We start from the raw sequence: 17469 nt of genomic DNA, 5'->3' as shown, positions 1-17469 counted from the left end.
ACAAGGCAGCGTTGTGTCAGTGGCTGCCGCAGCACGCGACTGTCGCAGACTGGTCGCCGCGACCTGTACTAGTGACCGTGGAAATCCTGACGGAGACCGTCAGAGGCTTGCTTGAGTGCCGTCGTTCCTAACTCCGGCAGCGTCCATCCGCCTCAGGAGCAATGACGCGAGGGCGAGGTAGTCCAAGGCTTCATCGGGGGTGTCCCCGATCTCCACTTCGTGACCGCGCGGGTTGCGGATGCCAGCAGCAGCTCCGGCAAAGATCGACTTGAAACCGCGTTGCTCATCAAGGTCGGAGTCTGTGGCCAACGGGTTCAGTTGGATCTTGGCGTTGTTCTCGTTAAAGGCGTCCATCATAAGCGCGTAGCCCGTCTTGCCACGAAGTTGGCTGATCGTCTTGACCTCGTGCTCGATGAACTTGAACGCCTGGAACACGGCCTCCTCGGGGTGGCCGTCGTCGAAGAGTTTGCGCACCTTGGGCGGGAGGTCAGGGTGGATGTTTCGCGACTCGAAGGGATGCGCCTCGTCCTGCTCCGGCACGGCCTCTCCGACCGGGCCGGGGGGCAGCGGACCCTTTGCGGGCTGGTCTGCGCTGAGGGACCTCGCGATGTGTTCGAAGCGGTCGAACGGTCCGCTCACGACATCAAGTGCTTCTTGATGCTCGCGAAGATGGCGTCGTACGTGTCGGCGTCGCCTCCGGGCGGCAGGTTGACCTCAACACGAACAGTGAGGCCAACGCCCTGCCCAGTCGAGAACCCAACCTTGCCACCGCCGGACCCGTTGTGACTCTGCTCGTCTCGGGTGGGCTCGTCCCCCTTCGTCGGAGCCGCCTTCTTTGCCGTCACCTTCTGGGCTGTTCCGTTGGAACCGGACGCCGTCTTCTTCGCAGTAACAGCCCGAGCCGCAGGAAGGTCGCCGTGCCCGGCCAAAGCAGCAAGTGTCTGGAATGTGGTGGCCTGCCGCTGACCGACCAAGTCGGAGGTCTTGTCGGAGGCGCGGAACCAGTGGGTCAGATCGACCTTCTCGGCGTCGAGTGTCGCGTCATTGCCCATCTCGTTGAACAACTGTGAGTACGCGGTGCGCAGGGTTTTCTCGAGGCCGCCCTTGAAGGCGTCGTCGCTGCCAAAGAAGTAATGGGTGTTGGCCTCGACGCGGTTGCCCTCGTCGTCTACCAACCCGAGGAACCTGAGGATCGAGATGACGTAGGACTCGTTGGACGGGGCGATCTTGAAGCGCTGGAGGTATCCGGCGTCGACCTTCGCGGGAAAGCCCTTCCGGAGTTGTCCGAACGCGCTGACTAGCCCCGCCTGCCCGGAGATGTAGGGGTAGTTCGGCACAGTTCCTCCTGAAGTGCTTCGATGGCCGAGACCTTACCGGGCGGGCCCGACACTTGGTGCACCTTCTCCAAAGCGGCCAGCCACCCGCACGGCGTAGAAGCCCTCCACCGGACCGCTGAGGGTCGCGTAGCCCGTGGCCGGGCGCGGGTGCCGTCGAGCACCTACAGAGCCTCTATTAGGTCGGCGAACCACAGCGTCCGGTGTGTCCAGCGGCCGGGGCCGAGCCGCTGCCCTGAGCACACGACGATGACCACCTGTGGCGGGCCGTCGACTGCGTCCCAGCCGCGGTAGCCGTCCTCCGCACGCACCTCGTCGCGCTTGGTCACGGTGTAGCACGCGACCGCGCCGCCCTCACCCCGCAGCACGATGCGGCCGCCCACGTCGAGCAGGTCCAGAAGCCGGTTCCCCATCGCGGGGTAACCCCCTGTGTTCGACCCCGGCCAGGTGTGCGTGTTGAGCAGGACGTGCCCGACCGCCGAGCCGGGCTCGATGCCGCCACGGTCCCAGGCGAAGGACAGCTTGTCGGACACGGGAGGTACGCCGGGCACCCCCGCCGCATCGCGCGGCAGGGCCAGCACCCGGGCCTTGCGGGCGACACCGGGGACGGTCACGGTCGTCGGCACGAACCCCGTCGTCGCGGGCCGTGCGCACGGGTCAGCGGGCGGGGTCGGGGTCGGAGTGGCTGTCGGCGTCGCGGCAGGGGGTACGGCGACCGGCCGGGACGGCTCGTCCCCGCCGCGCAGCAGCAACCAGGCCAGCAGCACCGCCAGCACGAGCCCGACCACGCCGCCGACCAGCGCGAGACCACGCCGCCGGCTCCCCTCCTCCACAGCCACCCGACCATTGTCGCGGCAGTGTCGGTGCCGTGCGGGAAGATGACGGAATGGAGGACCCCCTGGCCCGCTTCAGCGAGGCGACGCGGACCTGGTTCCGCGCCGCCTTCGCCGAGCCCACCGCCGCCCAGGCCGGCGCGTGGGACGCGATCGCGCGCGGCCAGCACACCCTCGTCGTCGCGCCGACCGGGTCCGGCAAGACGCTCAGCGCCTTCCTCGCCGGCCTCGACCGGCTGCTCACCACGCCGGCGCCCGACGACAAGCTGCACCGCACCCGGGTCCTCTACGTCTCCCCGCTCAAGGCGCTCGCGGTCGACGTCGAGCGCAACCTGCGCGCCCCGCTGACCGGCATCCGGCAGACCGCCGAGCGGCTCCACCCCGGCCAGCCGTTCCCCGAGGTCACGGTCGGCATCCGCTCCGGCGACACCCCCGCCAACGAGCGCCGCCGGCTCGCGACCCGACCACCCGACGTCCTCATCACGACGCCGGAGTCGCTCTTCCTCATCCTCACCAGCCAGGCCCGCGAGACCCTGCGCGGCATCGAGACGGTGATCATCGACGAGGTGCACGCCGTCGCCGGCACCAAGCGCGGCGCCCACCTCGCGCTGAGCCTCGAACGCCTCGACGCCCTCCTCCCCCAGCCGGCCCAGCGAGTCGGGCTGTCCGCGACCGTGCGGCCCACCGAGGAGGTCGCCCGCTTCCTCGGCGGCACCGCCCCCGTCGAGATCGTCGCCCCGCCCACCCACAAGGAATGGGACCTGCGCGTCGAGGTGCCCGTCGAGGACATGACCGAGCTCGGGCAGGTGGTCGAGGACGACGACCCGACCGCCCCGCCGAGCCGGGCCAGCATCTGGCCCCACGTCGAGCAGCGGGTGGCCGCGCTGATCGGCGAGCACCGCTCGACGATCGTGTTCACCAACGGGCGACGCACGGCGGAGCGGCTGACCGCGCGCCTCAACGAGATCGCCGCCGAGATGACGACCGAGGGCATCGTCCCGCCGGCCCAGGTGATGGCCCAGTCGGGGGCGGCAGCGGGAGCGCCTCCGGTGCTCGCCCGCACCCACCACGGCTCGGTGTCCAAGGAGCAGCGCGCGCTGGTCGAGGACGACCTCAAGTCCGGCCGGTTGCCAGCGGTGGTCGCCACCAGCAGCCTCGAGCTCGGCATCGACATGGGCGCGGTCGACCTCGTGCTCCAGATCGCCTCACCACCGAGCGTCGCGAGTGCCCTCCAGCGGGTGGGCCGCGCGGGCCACCAGGTCGGCGAGACCTCGGCCGGTGTGTTCTTCCCCCAGCACCGCGGCGATCTCGCGCCTGCCGCGGTCGCCGTCGCCCGGATGCGCACCGGCGGCATCGAGGCCCTCCGGGTCCCGGCCAACCCGCTCGACGTGCTCGCCCAGCAGGTCGTCGCCGCCACGGCCGCCGACGAGTGGGACGTCGAGGAGCTGTTCGCGCTGGTCCGGCGCAGCGCCCCCTACGCCCACCTGCCCCGGTCGGCGTACGACGCCGTGCTCGACCTGCTCGCCGGGCGCTACCCGTCCGACGAGTTCGCCGAGCTGCGCCCCCGCATCACCTGGGACCGGGTCACCGGTCTGATCAGCGGCCGCCCCGGCGCGCAGCGGCTCGCGGTCACCAGTGGCGGCACCATCCCCGACCGTGGGCTCTACGGCGTCTTCCTCGCCGGCGATGGCACCAACCGACGGGTCGGCGAGCTCGACGAGGAGATGGTCTACGAGAGCAGGGTCGGCGACGTGTTCGCGCTCGGCGCGACCAGCTGGCGGATCGAGGACATCACCCACGACCGCGTGATCGTCACCCCGGCTCCGGGCGTGCCCGGGCGACTGCCGTTCTGGAAGGGCGACACCGCCGGGCGCCCGACCGAGCTCGGCGAGGCGATCGGCGCCTTCACCCGCGAGCTCGCCGCGCTTCCCGACGCCGACGCCGAGGCGCGGGCGCGCGAGGTCGGGCTCGACGACAACGCGGCCACCAACCTGGTCGCCTACCTCCGTGAGCAGGTCGAGGCCACCCGAGTGCTTCCCAGCGACACCACCGTCCTGGTCGAGCGGTTCCGCGACGAGCTCGGCGACTGGCGCCTCGCCGTCCACTCCCCCTACGGCACCGCCGTCCACGCACCGTGGGCGCTGGCGATCAACGCCCGGCTGCGCGAGCGCTACGGCGTCGACGGACAGGCGCTGGCGGCCGACGACGGCATCGTGATCCGGATCCCCGACACCGACGCCGAGGCGCCCGGCGCCGACCTGATCGCGTTCGAGCCCGACGAGATCGAGGAGATCGTCACCCGCGAGGTCGGCGGCTCCGCGCTGTTCGCCGCCCGGTTCCGCGAGTGCGCCGCGCGGGCGCTGCTGCTGCCCCGTCGCGATCCCGGCCGTCGCTCGCCGCTGTGGCAGCAACGGCAGCGTGCTGCGGCGCTGCTCGAGGTCGCCGCCCGTTACCCGGCGTTCCCGATCGTGCTCGAGACGGTTCGCGAGGTGCTCAACGACGTCTACGACCTGCCGGGCCTGACCGCCTTGCTGCGCCGCGTCGACCAGCGCGAGGTCACCGTCACCGAGGTCGAGACGACCCAGCCGTCGCCGTACTCCCGCACGCTGATGTTCGGGTACGTCGCCCAGTTCGTCTACGAGGGCGACTCCCCGCTGGCCGAGCGCCGGGCGGCCGCGCTCACCCTCGACCAGGGCCTGCTCGCCGAGCTGCTCGGGCGCGCCGAGCTCCGCGAGCTGCTGGACCCCGACGTCCTCGCCGAGGTCGAGGCCGAGCTGCAGCGCACCACCCCCGAGCGCCGCGCGCGCGACGCCGAGGGCCTGGTCGACCTGCTCCGCCTGCTCGGCCCGCTCACGGCCGCCGAGGTCGCCGCACGCGCCCGCGAGGACGCCCCGGTCACCGAGTGGCTGACCGACCTGGTCGCGGCCCGGCGAGCGGTCGAGGTGCGCATGCCCTACGGCGACGCGTGGGCCGTCGTCGAGGACGTCGCCCGGCTGCGCGACGGCCTCGGCGTCCCGGCGCCGCCCGGCACCCCCGCCGCGTTCACCGAGCCGGTCGACGACCCGCTCGCCGACCTGGTGGGCCGCTACGCCCGCACCCACGGACCGTTCACCGTCGAACAGGTCGCGACCCGGCTCGGTCTCGGCGTCGCGGTCGTGCGCCACACCCTGCAGCGGCTGGAGGCGCAGGGTCGGGTGCTGTCCGGCGAGTTCCGGCCGGTCGGGGCCGGAGAGGAGTGGTGCGACGTCGAGGTGCTGCGCCGGCTGCGGCGGCGCTCGCTGGCCCGGCTGCGCCACGAGATCGAGCCGGTCGAGCCGACCACACTGGCCCGGTTCTCGACGGCGTGGCACCAGATCACCACCGGCAAGGGGCCGCGCGGGGTCGACGGCCTGCTCTACACCATCGAGCAGCTGGCCGGCGCGCCGATGCCGGCGAGTGCGCTGGAGTCCCTCGTGCTGCCGGCCCGGGTGCGCGACTACGAGCCGGCCCTGCTCGACGAGCTGACCGCGACCGGCGAGGTCGTCTGGTCCGGGCACGGCGCCCTGCCCGGCAGCGACGGCTGGGTCTCGCTCCACCTCGCCGACCGCGCCCACCTCACGCTCCCCGACCCCGGCCCGGTCGAGGACCCGCTCCACCAGCGCGTGCTCGACGTGCTCGCGCCGGGCGGCGCCTGGTTCTTCCGGCAGGTCGCCGACCAGGTGGCCCGCGCCTGCGTCGAGGCCGGCGAGGACGGCCCGCTCGACGAGGCGGTCAGCGCCGCGCTCTGGGCGCTGGTGTGGAGCGGCCACCTCACCAACGACACGCTCACCCCGCTGCGCGCGCTGACCCGTTCCGGCCGCGCCGCCCACCGCACCCGCCGCGCTCCGGCGCGCCCGGGACGCGTCGCGCGCACCGGACCTCCGGAGACCGCCGGCCGCTGGGCGCTGCTGCCCCCGATCGACACCGACCCGACCCGCCGCGCCCACGCCATCGCCGAGCAGCTCCTCGAGCGCCACGGCGTGGTGACCCGCGGCGCCGTCGTCAACGAGCGGGTCCCGGGTGGGTTCGCCGCGGTCTACAAGGTGCTGAGCGCGTTCGAGGACGCCGGCCGCTGCCGGCGCGGGTACTTCGTCGAGGGCCTCGGCGCCGCCCAGTTCGGCACGGCCGGTGCGGTCGACCGGCTGCGCTCGTTCTCGACGCCGGTCGGCGAGGGGCTCGACGCCAAGCCGGTCGCGGTCGCGCTGGCGGCCACCGACCCGGCCAACCCCTTCGGCGCCGCCCTCCCGTGGCCGACGGCGGAGCGCGAGCAGGAGGGTGCCGGGCACCGTCCAGGCCGCAAGGCGGGCGCCCTGGTCGTGCTGGTCGACGGGGCGCTGGTGCTCTACGTCGAGCGCGGCGGCCGGACCCTGCTGACCTGGACCGAGGACCCCGACCTGCTCACGCCCGCCGCCGAGGCCCTCTCGACCGCCGTGCGCCGCGGGACGCTCGGGCAGCTCACGGTCGAGAAGGCCGACGGCACCGCCCTGCTCGGCAGCGGCGGGCCGATGCGCGACGCCCTCGCGGCGGCCGGGTTCGTGGCCACCCCGCGCGGGCTGCGGGTCCGTGCCTGAGGGCGATGCGGTCCGTCGGACCGCTGACCGGCTGGACCGCGCGCTCGCCGGCCAGGCCCTCACCGGGTCGGACCTGCGGGTCCCCCAGCTCGCCACCACCGACCTCACCGGAGCCACCGTCGAGCGGACCGCCACCCACGGCAAGCACCTGCTCACCCGGCTGGCCGTGCCCGACGGCGCGCCGCTCACCCTGCACACCCACCTCAAGATGGAAGGCAGCTGGCGGGTGATCGCTCCCGGCGCCCGCTGGCCGGGGCCCGCCGCCGACGCTCGCGTGGTGCTGCGCACCGAGCGGGCCGAGGCGATCGGGTTCCTGCTCGGGCTGGTCGAGCTGCTGCCCACGGCCCACGAGGGCTCGGTGATCGGCCACCTCGGCCCCGACCTGCTCGGCCCGTGGACCGCCGACGACGAGGCCACCGCGCTGGCACGGCTCACCGCCGCGCCCGACCGCATCCTCGGTAGCACGCTGCTCGACCAGACCGTCGTCGCCGGGCTCGGCACGATCTGGCTCTCCGAGGTCTGCTTCGTCCAGGGCGTGCACCCGCAGTCTCCGGTCGCGAGCGTCAGTGACCCGCTGCGCCTGGTGCGCCGGGCGCGGCTGATGCTGCGCTCGGGGCTCGAGCACGGCCAGCCGCTGACCACTGGCGACCGGCGCAACCCGGTCTGGGTCTACCGGCGCCAGCGGCAGCCGTGCCTGCGCTGCCGCACGACGGTCGAGGCCGGCTCGGTGGGCGAGGCCGGCCGGGAGCGGACGACGTACTGGTGTCCGCGCTGCCAGCCGGCCGCGTGACCCGGGTCTCGCCCGGCGTGCGGAACGCGACACGCACCGTCGTTCGTTGACCAGGCATGCACCAGCACTTCAACGGCCTCAAGACCGCCGGGCTGTTCGGCGCGATCTTCGCGCTGCTGCTCGCGGTCGGCGGCCTGATCGCCGCCGCGACGGGCAGCTCGGCGTTCATCTGGATCTTCGCGCTGATCGGTGTCGGTACGACGGCCTACGGCTACTGGAACTCCGACAAGCTCGCCATCAAGGCGATGCACGCCTACCCGGTCTCGGAGTCGCAGCAGCCGGCGATGTACCGGATCGTGCGCGAGCTGTCCGAGCGCGCGGGCCAGCCGATGCCGCAGCTCTACGTGTCCCCCACCCAGGCGCCGAACGCCTTCGCGACCGGCCGCAACCCGCAGCACGCCGCCGTCTGCTGCACCGAGGGCATTCTCGTCCTGCTCGACGAGCGCGAGCTTCGTGGCGTGCTCGGCCACGAGCTGATGCACGTCTACAACCGCGACATCCTCACCGGCTCCGTCGCCGCTGCCGTGGCGGGCGTGATCAGCTCGGTCGCGCAGTTCCTGGCGTTCTCGTCCTTCTTCGGCGGCGGCAACGACGAGGACCGGCCCAACCCGCTGGTCATGATCGGTACGGCCCTGCTCGCGCCGTTCGCGGCCGCGGTGATCCAGATGGCGATCAGCCGGACCCGCGAGTACGACGCCGACGAGGACGGCGCTCGCCTCACCGACGACCCGCTGGCCCTGGCCTCGGCGCTGCGCAAGCTGGAGTCCGGCACCGCCCGCGCTCCCCTGGCCCCCACGCCTCAGCTGCAGAACGCCAGCCACATGATGATCGCCAACCCATTCCGGGCGGGCGACGTGCAGAAGATGTTCTCGACCCACCCGCCGATGGCGGACCGGATCGCGCGCCTGGAGGCGATGGCGCGCCGCTGAGGCCGCTGCCCCGCAAGGTTGGACGACGAAACTGGCGCTGGGACGAGGATGCTTCCTCGTCCCAGCGCCAGTTTCACCGGCCGGCCGGTGAAACTCTTCTGATGTCCGTCAGGCGGCGGAGGCGACGACCGGCGCGCGGCGCGGCGCGATCGGGGTCGGCGCGGCGGCCACCAGGGCCGCGGCTTCCTCGAGGGCCACCGCGTCGGCGACCTCGCGCAGCACGTCGGACAGCGGCATCTCGAGCGCGTCGCACAGTGACGCCAGCAGCTCGGAGGACGCCTCCTTCTGGCCACGCTCGATCTCGGAGATGTAGCCCAGGCTCACCCGAGCCGCCCCGGAGACCTCACGGAGGGTCAGTCCGAGCTCGGTACGGCGACTCCGCAGGATGTCACCGAGCGACCGGCGAAAGAGCACCATCGCGAACTCCTCTCCGTGGGTTGGGGGTGGGTGTGGTCACGTCTTGTGCCCAACGCTACCCGAGCCCCGAATCTTCCGCTGGCTGCCCAGCCCTTGAGCGCGCCGCGGCCAGCTCGTCGGCGAGGGCGGCCGCCGCCGCGTCGACGGCCGCTGCCTGGATCTGTGACCGGTCGCCGGTCAGGTCGAGGGCCAGGACCTGGGTACCTCCGGGACCGGCCAGGCCGACGTACACGGTCCCGACCGGCTTGTCCTCCTGGCGGTCCGGACCCGCGACTCCGGTCGTGCTCAGCGCGTACGTCGTCCCGAGCAGCCGCCGCGCCCCGTCGGCCATCGCGCGGGCGCACTCGGCCGACACGACCCCGTAGGTGTCGACGACGTCCTGGGGCACGCCGAGCACCTCGACCTTGATGTGGGTCTGGTAGCTGACCACTCCGCCGGCGTACACCACCGACGATCCGGGGACCTCCGTCAGCCGGGACGCCAGTCGGCCGCCGGTGAGCGACTCCGCCGTCGCGACGCTGGCCTCGGCGTCGCGCAGGGCACGAACGAGGGCCTCGGCCGGTGACTCCATGACCGCATCGTGTCACGGGGCACCGACCGAGGCCCTCGGTCAGCTCAGGCGTGTCGGGTCAGCGACGCACCACCCAGACCGTCGTCGTTGTCTGCGCCGGGGCCAGCGCAGGGCTGCCCAGGTAGGAGACCTTGATCGACTTCGCGCCGACCGAGCCGAAGGCCTTGAGCGTGACCTTCGCCTGGCCGTTGACCACGGTGACGGTCTTCGCCTTCTGCCCCTTGGCCTTGATCGTGACCTGGCCGGTGACCGGGACGCCGTCGGCAGTGGTGACGGAGACGATGACCTTGGTCTTCGTCTTGCCGACCTTGATCTTCTTCGGTGTGGTCTTCACCGTCAGCGCCACCGAGCCCTGGGCGACCGGGCCGACCTGGGCCGAGACCGCCGTGGCGTCGGCGAAGCCCGTCGCGTGCGCGGTGGCCGCGACCGTGACCCGGGTCCCGACCTGGGCCGCGCCGAGGACCAGGCTCGGTCCGGTGGCGCCAGCGATCGGCGCCCCGTTGGCGTACCACTGGAAGCTGACCGACGTGGGCGTCGGCGTCCAGGTCCCCGAGGTGGCGGTGAGGGTCCGACCCACCCGCGGCGTACCGGAGACGACGGGTACGGCGGTGTTGACGATGACCGCTGCCTCGACGGCACCGGTCGGGTCGGAGACGACGGTCTTGTCGTCGTACCCGTCGGCCTTCGCCGTGACCGCGACCGTGATCGTCTTCCCGGCCTCGGCCGCCGTCAGGGTGTACGTCGCCGACGTCGCGCCGCCGATCTCCACCCCCGCGGCCGACCACTGGTAGGACACCGAGCCCGGCGTCGGGGTCCACGTGCCGGCCGAGGCCGACAGCTGCGAGCCCACCTTCGCCGTACCGGTGATCACCGGCTTGGTGTCGTTGACGAACGTGCCCGCGACGACGTCGACCAGGACCGGCACCTCCGTGCCCGTGGTGGCGCCGGTCAGCGTCACCTCGACCTGGCCGAGCGGCGTGTCCGCCGGCAGCGGGACGTCGATGCTCGCCCGTCCGGTCTTGTCGATCGCAGCCGTGCCGACGGTGTTGTCGAGGGTCGCCGTGCCGAGCAGGTCGTCGCCGATCCTGACCTCGATCTGGGTGTCCTTCGCGTCGGTGGCGTTCGACAGGCTCCACGACTCGACGCCGAAGGTGAGACGTCCACCGAGCGGGTAGCCGTCGGCCACGTCGTGGACCTCGACCGCTCGCTGGGAGTAGTCGACCGGCAGGGCCGCCCCGCCGATCTGGGTGTGGGTCGACATGTAGTGGGTCATCGCCTGCAGGTCGGTGACACCCCACTGCGCCTGGCCCTGGCCGTTCTTGAGCTCCCAGAACGAGTCGCCACCGCCGGCGAGGAACGCGTTCACCGTGACCGAGTAGGTCTGTGCGGGGTCGATCGGCACGCCGTTGAGCCACATCCCCGTCACGTCACCCACCCAGGTGTCGACCGCAGGTCCGCCACCCTGGACGGGTACGGCGGGCGCGGGTACCTCGCGGTAGGTGTAGGTGAAGCCCTTGGAGACGCCGAGCCGCAGGAAGTAGCGGGTCAGGCCGGCCGGGATCTGCGTCCCGTCGGGCGTCCGCGACCACTGCTGCTCGAGGACCTTCTCGATCTGTGCACCGGTCAGGTCCATGTTGACCAGCCCGTTGGCGAACGGCTGCACCGCGGCCGCCTGGCGGTAGGTCAGGTTGCGGGTGTCGCCAGTCAGCGTGCCGGCCATGTCGGCGCGCAGGCCGCCCGGGTTCATGAACGCGATCTGCGCACCTCCCTGCTCCTGCGGTGTCTCGGCCCGCTGGACCTCGGCGACGAGGTTGCCGAGCGTCGACTCGCCACCGCGGTTCTCAGTGGTGCCGTCCGCCCGCTTCGCGCGGTTGAACGGCCCCTGGATCGGACCGAGCACCTGGTTGCCGATCGGCGTGGCCACGTCGACCGCGTCCTGCACGATCTGGGCGACCGCCGGGTCGGGGGTGTACGGCGTGCAGGTGGTGCTGTTGCTGCACGTCTTGAGGTTCAGGACCTGCTGGGTCTGGGCCTGCACGTCGCCGGTCGAACGGTCGACCGAGAACACCAGCTTGTTCAGCTTCTCGCCGTACTGGCCGGCCGAGACCACCGGGCGCTCCTTGACCGGACGGTCCGCCCACTCGGCAACCGGGAAGCTGCAGTTGTAGGCGAGGTGCGTGTGGCCGGAGACGATCGCGTCGACGTTCGGCGTGATCGAGTTGACGATCTCGGCCCACGGACCGGAGTCGTCCATGGTCGCGCAGTCGGTGGACGGCGCGCCCTCGTGCACCAGCATCACCACGAGGTCGACGTCCTCGTCGTTGGCCAGCCGGTTCGCCTCGGCGTTGACCGAGTCGACGATGTCCTCGACCTCGATGTCGGCGATGCCGTCCGGCGAGACCAGGGTCGGCAGCGCCTCGGTGACCGCGCCGACGAAGCCGACGTCCACGCCGTCCATGGTCTTGACCCATGACGCCGGGACCGCCGGGTCTCCGGTGGCACGCACCCTCAGGTTGGACGCGATGTACTGCCACTGCGCGCCGCCGTCGGGGTTGGTCGCCGGGTCATAGGCAGCCATGACCCGGTTCATCAGGTCGTCGTAGCCCTGGTCGAGCTCGTGGTTGCCCACGGCCGACACCTCGAGGCCCGCTGCGTTGAGGGCGTCGATGGTGGGCTTGTCGTTCGAGACGAAGGACTCGAACGTGGAGGCACCGATCAGGTCGCCGGCAGCCGCGAACACGGTGTTCGGGTTGGCCTGGCGCAGCTCCTTGACCGCCGTCGACATGACCGCGGCGCCTGCCGACGCCGAGGCCGGGTCGTTCTGGATCCGGCCGTGGAAGTCGTTGGTTCCGACGATCTGGATGTCGGTCAGCCCGTCCTCGGTCGCGAGGACCAGCGGGACCGACGTCTTCGTGGTCGGGCCATGGACGGTCAGCGTGGTGGTGCCGTCGGCCACATCGGCCGGCAGGGTCACGGTGACGTGCGCCGTTCCGGTGCGGTCGTAGGGCGCGGTGCCCCGGGCGTTGTCGACCGGGAACGATCCGAGGACCGTCCCACCGAGCTTCACCTGCAGCTCGGTGTCGTGCTGGTCTTCGTCGGCCGACATCGCCCACGAGGCGATGTCGAAGGTGACCTGGTCACCCCCGTGGTACGTCGAGGGTGCGGCGTCCGGCAGGGTCAACGCGACGCCGCGCTGGCTGTAGTCGACCGGCAGGGCCTCGGTGTCGTACTGCTTCATGTAGTCGACCATCGCCTCGAGGTCGACCTTGCCGGTGTCGACCTTCTCGGCGCCGTCGGCGAGCTCCCAGAAGTTGTCGCCACCCTCGCCGAGGAAGGAGTTGACGGTGACCGAGTAGACGTGGGCGGCGTCGACGGGCTCGCCGTCGAGCCACATCCCGGTGACCTCACCCTGGAAGGTGTTGACCGGGGCCGCGTTCGGCGCGCTGATCGTGACCGGCTTCTCGACGTAGGTGTAGGTGAAGCCCTTCGAGACGCCGAGGCGCAGGAACGGCCGCGACGGGACGCCGCCCTGGGCGTTGCGCTGCCACTGCTCCTCGAGGACCTGCTCGATCTGCGCGCCGGTCAGCCTCATGTTGACCAGCGTGTTGGCGAAGGGCTGCACGTCGGCGGCCTGGCGGTAGGTCAGGTCGTTGACGCTGCCGGTGTCGGTGCCGTCCATGTCTGCCCGCAGTCCACCCGGGTTCATGAACGCGATGTCGGTGTCGATGCCCGCGGCGTCGGTCGCCCAGCGCTGGATCTCCGCGATCTGGTTGCCGAGGGTCGACTCACCGCCGCGGTTCTCCGTCGCGCCGGCAGACGAGGTGTACCTCGCCCGCTTGAAGGGTCCGGTCATCTGGCCGAGGACCTGGGCGCCGGCCGTGTCGGCGTAGTCCTTGGCGGCGGTGACGATCGCCTGGACGCTCGGCTCCGGCGCGTATCCGACGCCGGCGGTCGCGATGACGTCCTGGCTGATCGCCATCAGGTCGTCGGTGCCCGCCGCGAACTTGAAGACCAGCTTGTTCAGGTTCGTGCCGTACTGACCGGCCGAGACCACCGGTCGCTTGGTGACCGCGCGCCCGTTCCAGTCGGCCACCGGGTACGTGCAGTTGTAGGCGAGGTGGGTGTGCCCCGAGATGATCGCGTCGACGTCGGAGGACGTGTTCTGCACGATGTTGCCCCACGTCGTGGAGGCGTTCGTGCCGGCCGAGCAGTCGGCCGTTGGCGCGCCCTCGTGGACCAGCAGGACGACCAGGTCGACCGGGCCGCCCGGGTTGGATGCCGAGCGCAGGGAGGCGGCGGCTGCGTTGGCCGCGTCGACGATGTCGGTGACGGTGATCCCGTCGATGCCGGCGGGGTTGACCAGGGCCGGGAGATCCTCGGTCACCGCACCGACGAAGCCGATCCGCTTGCCGTCGATGTCCTTGACCCAGGTCTCGGCAAGTCGGTCGGCGGGCGCGATCGAGTCGTCGTACTCGAGGTTGGAGGCGATGTACTCCCAGTTCGCCCGGTCGCGGATACGGCCTTCGAAGTCGGCGTAGGACTTGTCGAACTCGTGGTTGCCGGCGGCCGAGACCTCCAGGCCCATCGTGTTGAGCGCGTCGATGGTCGGCTCGTCCTGCTGGATGAAGGACTCGAAGGTCGACGCCCCGACCAGGTCGCCGGCGGCGACGAAGACCGTGTTCGGGTTCTCCTCGCGCAGCTCCTTGACCGCACTGGCGAACGGGGCAGCGCCGGCAGCGTTGCCGCCGTCGGGCAGCAGCCGGCCGTGGAAGTCGTTGGTGCCGATGACCTGGACCTCGTCGTACGCCGGCGCGGTGGTGTCCGGCAGGTTCAGGCCGACGACCTCGGGGTTGTGGTCCGAGGTGGCGAACGGCAGGTTCGGCTGCCACAGGTCGGTGACGTTGTAGTTGTAGCGGCTGTACTCGTAGGAGATCGGCTCGTTGGCGTTGATCTCCCAGATGTCCGCGCCGGTCACCATCGCCTGGCCCGCCGCATTGGCGAAGACGTGGTCGAGCGAGCCCGACAGACCCGAGTGCGAGTAGCTCTCCTCGCCGTCGGTGTCGGACTCGATCGCGGTGTACCCACCGGTCTCGATGATCCCGACCGGCTCCTCCTCGGAGTAGGAGTTGAAGTCACCGGCGAGGAACACTGCATCGATGTCGCGCTCGGCGGCGAAGTCGTCGGCGAACTGCACGAGGCGGGCCGCCTGGCGCTTCCGGTCGCCGTTGAACGCGCCGGTGTCGTCGTTGTTGGCGTTGTCGCCGGTGGCCGGCGGGTTCGGAGAGGCGTTGTCGCCCTTGGACTTGAAGTGGTTGACGATCAGTGCGAACGCGTCGCTGTCGGGAGCACCAGCCTTCTTGAACGCCTGGGCCAGCGGCTCGCGGGCGTTGGCGAACTCATCGGTGCCGAACAGGATGTCGGACTGCCCGACGGGCGTCACCGCGGCGGGCTTGTAGATCAGCGCCGGCCGGATCGTGTCCTGCTCGCCGACAGCGGCGGCGGTGGTCGCCTCACCGGGGCTCTTGACGTACTTCCAGGTGCCGGCGCCCTCGATCGCGTTGAGCAGCTGGACGATCCTCGCGAGCGCGTCGTCGCGGTTGGTCTCGCCCGGGAGCTTGATCGAGTTCTCGACCTCCTCGAGGCCGATCACGTCGGCGCCCATGTCGACGATCGCGTGCGCCAGCTTCTCCTCCTGGCGCGCCAGGCTCACGTCGGTGGCCGCACCACGGGGCCCGCGGCCGTCGTTGCCGTTGGACTCGTTGGCCGGCGTGCTCGGGTCGTCGAGCAGGCGCACACCACAGGAGTTGTTGCTGATCTTCTGCGAGGTGCCCGGACCGCGGTCGGTGTAGTAGGTGCAGAACGTGTCGAGCGGCGGGTTCTGCTGCGGACCGGCCGCCGAGTACGCCTCACCCGTGGTGTTGAAGTAGTTGAGGACGTTGAAGGTCGCGATCTTCACGTCGCCGGTGGCCTTGAGCACGTCAGCCGGGTGCAAGTTCTGGGCGCGCGTGTCCTCGAAGGTCGCCACGGCCGCGCCGTTCTTCACGACCTGTGCCTGGGGCTGGACCTTCCACACGTCGTTGCGGTAGTCAAGGATCACCGGCTGGTGGAAGTCGACCGACGCGCCGACGCGCGGCGGCGAAGCGACGGCGTTGCCGTCCACACCCGTCAGCCACGGCAGCGGCAGCGCCTTCGTGGTCTGGTTCTGCAGGTAGTTGGTCGTCGCGCCGTCGTCGAGCACGAGCGCTCGTCCGGCGTTCTCCTCCTTGATTGCCTGCAGCGCGGCGTTGTTCGTCGCGTCGGCGTACTCGCTGGGCTGCTTCAGCGGTCCCTCACCGGACGCGAGCCCGATCTCGCCGTACTGGTTGGTCGCGTAGACATTGCTGATCGTGAACGTGCCCTGCGGCGCGACCAGCTCGCCCTCGTACGTCTCACGCTCGGCGTCGGTGGTGGGGTAGGTGAACGTGCGCGGAGTGACCGTGCCCAGCGAGCTCGGCAGCACCTCGACACCGGCCGCGCCCGGGACGATCTGGGTCAGGTTGAAGAACTCCGCGATCTTGCCGGTCACCCGCACCGAGTCGCCGACCTGGATGCCCGCCGGGATGTTGGCGTTGGTCGAGCCGCCGTAGACGAAGATGCCGTCGGAGGCGTCCGCGGTGTCGACGCCGGGCGTCTGGATGTAGATCCCGTTGAAGCCGCCCGTGTAGTACGCCGCGGTCACGACGCCCTCGGTCGCCTTCGTCTCGGCGCCCTGGTTGTTGTCGGCGCCGGCGAACGGCGAGCGCGCGCCCGTGCCCTGGAGCTCGGCGATCGGGGTGATCGTCAGAGGCTCGTCGACCCGGATGGTGAAGGTCACGGTGGCCGTCGCGGGCGTCGGCGTCGCGGAGTCAGTCGCCGTCACCGTGATCTCGACAGGACTCGGCGAGGCGGTCGTCGGCGTCCCGGAGATCTGGTTGCCTGCCAGCGACAGGCCATCCGGCAGCGTGCCGGTCGTGACCGACCATGTGTAGGGCGACGTACCACCACTCGCCTGCAGCGTGATCGGCGTGATCGCCTGGCCCTTGTTGAAGACCTTGTCGCCCGGGTCGGTCGCGGAGAGCGGGTCGGGCGTGACCACGCCGCCAGTCGTGATCGAGATGTTGTCGATGCCGACGTGCTCGTTGCTGCCGCTGGCGTTGTCGAGGGTGATCACGCGGACGTAGACGTCCGGCTGGCCGTCCGCAGCTGCCGGCAGCGTGGCCGCCACGTGGGTGGACGTCACCGTCGGGTTGCTGACGCCCGTGGCGTCGGCGAGATAGCCCGCCGGGACGTTCGTGTAGGCGCCGGACGTCCCGACGCGGTACTGCAGCGCGACCCGGGTCGGCTGGTCGTCGGCGCCACTGTCGAGGTCCTGAACGTCATAGGCCACCCCCAGCCCGCTCTTGCCCGTGGTGTCCAGGTGAAGGACGAGCATCGGGGTCGTCACGCCGCTCGTCGCGCCGAGCGCGACAGTCTTGTCCGTCGCGTTGCCGTAGGTCAGCACGCCACCGTTGGAGTCGAGGTTAGGTGTGTTCCCCGTGCGCGCGACCAGCGATGAGGTCAGCGTGCCCTCCGCGGTCAGCGTGCCGACGTCCGTCGTGTTCGGCAGGTTCGCCGCGGCGATGGAGGTGCCGGCGGAGAAACCCTCGACCCCCGGGAAGTCCGCCCAGGTGCTCGTGGCTGTCAGGCCCGACCAGTCCTGGGTGTAGGGGAACGTGGAGATCTTCGCCGACACACTGGCGGACGCCGGCATCGTCTGGAGCGCGGTGATTCCCGAGAGGGCGAGTGCTGCACCGAGGGAGCCGAGGAGGAACTGCTTCGCTGAACGCATGGACTACTTCCGAGGTCGTCAAAACGGCACAGGACAGCCGAACGCGCACGCCCGAGACAGATCAGCGAGAACGGAGGGAAGGGTCCTTAACCTAGGCTGCGCCTCGGTCGCTCCGGCAAGGGGTTGAGGAAAATCAAGTGACGAAAAGGCGACGCCCAGC

The 17469-nt window shown here is 71.2% G+C and carries 9 protein-coding genes; 3 read left to right on the top strand and 6 right to left on the bottom strand.

The genetic code is table 11. The features are described from left to right. Nucleotides 1-99 precede the first annotated feature (99 nt). From ACZYRU_RS12925 to ACZYRU_RS12915, 3 genes are all read right to left on the bottom strand, one after another. Nucleotides 100-639 carry a TIGR02391 family protein gene (locus tag ACZYRU_RS12925; protein WP_488957496.1) on the bottom strand — a complete coding sequence of 180 codons (540 nt, stop codon included), beginning with the start codon at nt 637-639 and terminating at the stop codon, nt 100-102. Continuing rightward, the gene (locus tag ACZYRU_RS12920) at nt 636-1337 is read right to left on the bottom strand and encodes a DUF5343 domain-containing protein (protein ID WP_488957495.1); all 702 of its coding nucleotides are present in this window, start codon (nt 1335-1337) and stop codon (nt 636-638) included. Before ACZYRU_RS12920 ends, ACZYRU_RS12925 begins: the two co-directional genes overlap by 4 nt. Before the next feature lie 161 nt (nt 1338-1498). Continuing rightward, nucleotides 1499-2173, bottom strand: coding sequence for a class F sortase (locus ACZYRU_RS12915; RefSeq protein ID WP_488957494.1), 675 nt, complete (start codon nt 2171-2173; stop codon nt 1499-1501). 47 nt (nt 2174-2220) lie between these two features. On the opposite strand from ACZYRU_RS12915, the gene ACZYRU_RS12910 reads away from it, so the two are divergent. From ACZYRU_RS12910 to htpX, 3 genes are read left to right on the top strand one after another with little or no spacing between them, the layout of a single operon-like run. Continuing rightward, nucleotides 2221-6756, top strand: coding sequence for an ATP-dependent helicase (locus tag ACZYRU_RS12910; protein WP_488957493.1), 4536 nt, complete (start codon nt 2221-2223; stop codon nt 6754-6756). Continuing rightward, the gene (locus ACZYRU_RS12905) at nt 6749-7546 is read left to right on the top strand and encodes a DNA-formamidopyrimidine glycosylase family protein (RefSeq protein ID WP_488957492.1); all 798 of its coding nucleotides are present in this window, start codon (nt 6749-6751) and stop codon (nt 7544-7546) included. The genes ACZYRU_RS12910 and ACZYRU_RS12905 overlap by 8 nt, the downstream gene beginning before the upstream one ends. Nucleotides 7547-7602: 56 nt before the next feature. Then, complete coding sequence (htpX, locus tag ACZYRU_RS12900) at nt 7603-8475, top strand: zinc metalloprotease HtpX (RefSeq protein WP_488957491.1); 873 nt, start codon at nt 7603-7605, stop codon at nt 8473-8475. Nucleotides 8476-8583: 108 nt separating this feature from the next. Here htpX and ACZYRU_RS12895 read toward each other — a convergent pair whose 3' ends face one another. From ACZYRU_RS12895 to ACZYRU_RS12885, 3 genes are read right to left on the bottom strand one after another with little or no spacing between them, the layout of a single operon-like run. Next, nucleotides 8584-8892 (bottom strand): helix-turn-helix domain-containing protein, encoded by a 309-nt coding sequence (locus ACZYRU_RS12895; RefSeq protein WP_179725814.1) that lies wholly within the window; start codon nt 8890-8892, stop codon nt 8584-8586. Nucleotides 8893-8947: 55 nt separating this feature from the next. Further along, nucleotides 8948-9463 carry a CinA family protein gene (locus ACZYRU_RS12890; protein WP_488957490.1) on the bottom strand — a complete coding sequence of 172 codons (516 nt, stop codon included), beginning with the start codon at nt 9461-9463 and terminating at the stop codon, nt 8948-8950. 58 nt (nt 9464-9521) lie between these two features. Further along, a complete protein-coding gene (locus tag ACZYRU_RS12885; protein WP_488957489.1) occupies nt 9522-17309 on the bottom strand; it encodes an ExeM/NucH family extracellular endonuclease in 7788 nt (2595 codons plus the stop codon). Nucleotides 17310-17469 lie beyond the last annotated feature (160 nt).

The sequence above is a fragment of the Nocardioides sp. F233 genome (assembly GCF_057813895.1).
The sequence above is the reverse complement of the archived record's forward strand: the minus strand, read 5'-3'. Positions and strand labels throughout refer to the sequence as shown.

Coding starts and splice junctions, on each gene's coding strand:
- htpX (WP_488957491.1), top strand. CDS start 7,603: ATGCACCAGCACTTCAACGGCCTCAAGACCGCCGGGCTGTTCGGCGCG.
- ACZYRU_RS12890 (WP_488957490.1), bottom strand. CDS start 9,463: ATGGAGTCACCGGCCGAGGCCCTCGTTCGTGCCCTGCGCGACGCCGAG.
- ACZYRU_RS12885 (WP_488957489.1), bottom strand. CDS start 17,309: ATGCGTTCAGCGAAGCAGTTCCTCCTCGGCTCCCTCGGTGCAGCACTC.
- ACZYRU_RS12910 (WP_488957493.1), top strand. CDS start 2,221: ATGGAGGACCCCCTGGCCCGCTTCAGCGAGGCGACGCGGACCTGGTTC.
- ACZYRU_RS12895 (WP_179725814.1), bottom strand. CDS start 8,892: ATGGTGCTCTTTCGCCGGTCGCTCGGTGACATCCTGCGGAGTCGCCGT.